At 50.7% G+C, this 503-nt stretch carries 1 protein-coding gene; it reads left to right on the top strand.

The window, feature by feature from the left end:
- Positions 1 to 70: 70 nt before the first annotated feature.
- Positions 71 to 503: hypothetical protein (locus A8L45_RS24885; RefSeq protein WP_175402088.1), on the top strand; the 433-nt coding region annotated here is incomplete at its 3' end.

The following is a 503-nucleotide window of genomic DNA, read 5'->3' as shown; positions in this document are numbered from 1 at the left end:
CGCGGCGCAACACCTGAAGACACCCCAGAACCAGACGAACCAGACGAACCAGACGAACCAGACCCAGAATGTGGCGCACGCAGCGCAACACCCTAAACTGCCTGATGATTTCCCACACAAGTGGCATGAGTTGCCGCCTGAACTCCAGAGGAAACTGAGAAACCCAGGGAAACTGGCTGGTTTCAAAAAAGACTGGGATGGACTGAGTGAGAATGTCAAAAAAGGCCATCGGAACAGCCAGAAGGCCCTTTTAGAACAAGGATGGATCTTTGGTGGTGCTGCTGACGACAAAAACTGGGGTAAGGGGAATACAGTAAACTGGATCAACTGTTGGTACAAACCCAAAGCAGGTGGCGGAAATGAAGACAGCCATGGTGGGGGTAGCAGTAAAGAGTTTAAGAAGACAAAAGAAAACTCTCCACTGACGTTTGATCTGAATGGCAATGGCAAAGTGGATACTACGGGCATCAGCAAGGCGTATGACCTCGATGGCGACGGCAAGA

This window comes from Veronia pacifica, from assembly GCF_001707825.1.
Classification (GTDB): domain Bacteria; phylum Pseudomonadota; class Gammaproteobacteria; order Enterobacterales; family Vibrionaceae; genus Veronia; species Veronia pacifica.
This window is presented reverse-complemented; position numbering and strand designations above follow the sequence as displayed.